The organism is Ideonella benzenivorans, from assembly GCF_020387415.1.
Classification (GTDB): Bacteria; Pseudomonadota; Gammaproteobacteria; order Burkholderiales; family Burkholderiaceae_C; genus Ideonella; species Ideonella benzenivorans.
Map to the genome: position 1 here is coordinate 1 of NZ_JAGWCB010000004.1, position 3,747 is coordinate 3,747.

Here is a 3,747-nt window from a genome sequence, read left to right on the forward strand (position 1 = left end):
GCAGGGCCAGCCAGGGTTCGATGACCAGGCGGTAGCGGGCCAGGCCGCCATCGGAGCCCACCAGGGCCGCGGCCACCACATGGCCGTGCCAGGGGCGCAGCTCGCCGCGGCTGTCCTGGCACAGCAGCTCCAGCAGGGCGCTGAGCGCGCTTTTGCGCGCGGTTGTCATGACAGCCGATCAACTTGACGGAATCGCCGCGCAGCGGCGCTGAATCAACCCTGGCCGCAGGCCCTGGCCTTTGCCACCAATCAAGCCTGCCCCTCAAAGCTCAGGGAAAGAAGTGGTAGTCCAGTGGGCGGGAAACCCGGCACAGCGCCAAATCAAAATCCGCTGCCCCTTGTTCGGGGTCGCTCTCTTTCCAGGGGATGGTCAGCTTGCGGGACGGGTTCGCAGCGCCCAACGGGGCCTTCGTGCCCAGCGCCATGACCGAGATGTGGCCGTCGCGTGCGTTGATGACGTACAGGCCATCAATGCTTTGGTGATTCGGCGCCTTGGCCTTGGCCATGATCTGCTGGGCCTGCTTGGCGGCCTTTTGATCGCCAGCCCAGATGGACTTGGCCATGTCGGTGGTTAGGCCGTCGGGGATGGCCTTTTTGATGACGTGGTCCAGAGCTTTTCCGCCGGTTGCATGGTCGGCCCAGCAGTCGCGTCGTTGCTTGGAGTCGAGTACCCCCTCCCGGTACTCCAAGAAGACCTTGGTGTCGTAGAAGCTCTGGCTGCCAATATCCATGAACACCACCGTAAATCCCCTGGAACCGGCCCAGGCATGCATGGAAAATACGAGTAGAAGAACTGCAACACTGCGCCGCATGATCGTCAACTCCATTCAGGTGTAGGAGCTCTTGTCAGCCTTCTTGGCCTTGATCTGCTCATCCGAAATCCTGACTGCATCACCAAACTCCTTCTTCAACGCATCGACATCCACATCGGGCAGCACGGCCCCGTCCTTCTCTGCATAGTCCTTGTAGGGCACTGGCACGAAGAAGGCTTCACCCTTATCACCTCGATTCATCAACTCGAAGCAGATCTGATTGTCTTGGTTGCCCCCGACGACGACCAGTTTTCCTGCTGCCACGCCATAGACCAGGCACACATGGCCACCGCCGCTTCGATGGGTGAAGCGGATGGCCCCATAGATCGGCTCCTTGACGCGCACGAACAGATCCTCGTCCTCGCCAAACGTATAGGTGGACATGTGGCGCCTGCCCGGTGCGTACTTGGCTTCTTTGAGGCAGTAGTTGACGAAGGACGCACACCAAGGGTTGTGGTCTCCGACCAATGTGGACAGCCCATCAAAGTGTGTCCTGGTGAGCGGTTTGCCATCCTTGCCCAGCAGAGGCCGACCCTTTTTGTCCTTGAGGATGGTCACTTTCCCGCCAGCGCGATCACTGTCTGTGACCAGGCGATGGTAGTTGTGGGTCTTGGTGATCTCCTCCTCGTCCTTGCCGGCGTATGTCTTGGCTTCTGCGTAGGCCACTGCCATCCAGGGTGCCATGCGCTGCTCGACCCGCACCGTGGCAATGGGCTTGCCAGTCGCAGCCTTTGATCGCACCGTTTGCGCCACCTTGCTTGCTGGCGGCGCCTTGCCTTTGGACTGTGGGTCTACCTTGGCAGCCGCCCGTTTGACGGCTGGTGCTGCCCCCCCAGCCGGCAGAGGCCCGTAAATGCCCAGTTGCCTGCCCGCAAAGATCTTGTCGCTCTTGAGGTTGTTGTCGCGTTTGATTTGCTCCACCGGGATGCTGAAGCGGGCCGCCAACTTGGCCAGGGTGTCGTTCGGCTGCACGGTGTAGGCCATGGCTGCGCGCCGTGGGCTCGGGTTGGCGTTGGCAGGTGCCTTATCAGGCGCGGGCCTTGCAAAAAACCGCTCCACCCAAGTCTGCAACGAAAAGTGCTGACCTGTCTCGCCTGCAATCTTGCCGACCGACTTCAGTTCGCCATTGGCCTGCTTGTGCAGCGCCTCGACTTGTTGCCCGTTGGGGTGAGGGATGGGTGGCGTCTGACCATAGGCATTGGTCTTGACGGTGGTGTCCTTGCCGTTCAGGCGCAGGATGATCTCTTCATCTGCCAATGGACGTGAACCGTCGGTCGCGGTGATGCGACTGACCGGCACCCAGATCTCGCGGCGGCTGTCAGCTTCGTTGTGATAGCCCTCGATCTTCTCGATCGAATCCAGCACCTTGGTGAACTCGGCATCCGACAACTCGGCGATTGTTCGGTCCGCGCCCACACCCGTTTCCTTGAGCAGGTCTTCGGTGTACTTGGCAGTGTTGTTCGAGTCGGGTGGGGCGTACTTCTGCACCAATTCGGGCAGAGTCTTGTCCGCATACAAGCGCTTGACGGACAGCGCCAACTGCTCACGCCCCGCCGTGTAGTCCGGGAAGATGAAGAAGTGACTGGTTTTGCCGTTGCCTCTGTTCGGCACTGCCGCAAAGCCGATGTAGTTCTTCGTCTTCTTCGGCGCGGGCTTGCCATCGGCGTTGACGGGCGACATCAGGTCACCCGCATTGTTCAGGCGCCAGGGCAGCGTGCCGCCACAGCGGAACAGATGTCGCCCATCGTCGCAGATGAACTCGGCGACCTTGATGTCGGTGTGATACGTGGCGGAGAGGAAGCGTGCCATGTTTGACTCTGGAGCTTTGAATGACTGGGATCGGCTGTCAGGCGCCTGAAGTGGGATCAATGCCCATCTGTCTCAGCAGAGTCAACGCAACGCTCGCACCAAGAAAGGCATCCGTCGAGCCTGCTCCCCCCGTCTTGAAACATGGATAGGACGATGCGGTCTGGTTGGGGTCGTCCCAGGACATGTCGTTGGGGTCAGTGTCCGGCTCGGACGCCAACTCATCTTCGGTGGCAGGCGAAGGCTCGCCTGCCACCGGGGCAAAGTCAGTTTGCGCCGGATCACCCAACTCCACCACGACACGATCCGGCGAAGCAACCAGCAATCGCTCCAGGCGACCACTGGCCGACACCTGCCCCTGCCCCAGGATTTCTCCGCTGGCGGAATGGATTCGATAAGGCAAGCCGGCCCAGCCTGCTTGGACAGCCATGTCGTCACTGCCATGCGCGGTGGGTCGAATGCTGAACGGCCCCTTTGACTCGGTGTGAAGTTCACCAGGAACGGGAAGGCTCACGCCCGCCGATACGCTTCCCCCGCTCGTCCACACCTTGCTGGCCGCCTTGAACAGCACACTGCCCGGCGCCTTGAGGGCGATGCTGCCGCTCTGGATGTCGATGGCTGCGCCGGCGGCGGTCAGCAGCACGCTGGTGGGGGCGCTGACCAGGACGTTGGCCTGGGTGCTGGCCACGTCGATGGCCTGGCTGGCGGTGAGTTCGGCGGTGGCGGTGTTGGCGCTGGCCTGCAGGCTGCCGGTGGCGGCGTGAATGGCGATGCCAGTTTCGGTGTTGGGTTTGCTGGTGCTGCTGGCTTTGCCATAAGTGAACAGCACGGCGCCGGCCTTGGCCACGCTGGCATGGTGGCCCTGGGCCAGGCTCAGCCAGTCCTGGCCGGCGCTCACGGTCAGGCTGGCCTGGGTGCTGAGGATGGCCTGGGCCGGGGTGAAGAGGCCCAGGCCGGCCGGGGCAGCCAGGGTGATGTCCGGACGGTCCCAGGCGCTGACGCTGCCCCAGCCACCGTCGATGGCGATGGTGTTCTCGTCACTGGTGCTGTCACCGCCTTGCCGGCTGTCGCTGGCTTGCAGGCTGGCGGCCAGCGCCGCCAGGCCCTGTTCGCTGGGCAACTGGTGGCT

3 protein-coding genes are annotated in these 3,747 nt (G+C 62.4%); all 3 read right to left on the reverse strand.

Features of this window, described 5'->3' with window-relative positions; genetic code table 11:
• Positions 1–269: 269 nt before the first annotated feature.
• On the reverse strand, positions 270–827 hold the full coding sequence (locus KGA65_RS00825; RefSeq protein WP_225861240.1) for a hypothetical protein: 558 nt from the start codon (positions 825–827) through the stop codon (positions 270–272).
• Entirely contained in the window at positions 828–2,621 is a 1,794-nt protein-coding gene (locus tag KGA65_RS00830) for a TIGR02594 family protein (protein WP_225861241.1), read from the reverse strand. It lies immediately after the preceding gene.
• A 37-nt stretch (positions 2,622–2,658) separates the two neighbouring features.
• Positions 2,659–3,747, reverse strand: a 1,089-nt coding sequence (locus KGA65_RS00835) for a DUF2345 domain-containing protein (protein ID WP_225861242.1), incomplete at its 5' end; no start/stop codon positions are given.

Excerpts from the sequence above, each read along its gene's own strand:
- KGA65_RS00825 (WP_225861240.1), bottom strand. The coding sequence starts at position 827 with ATGGAGTTGACGATCATGCGGCGCAGTGTTGCAGTTCTTCTACTCGTA.
- KGA65_RS00830 (WP_225861241.1), bottom strand. The coding sequence starts at position 2,621 with ATGGCACGCTTCCTCTCCGCCACGTATCACACCGACATCAAGGTCGCC.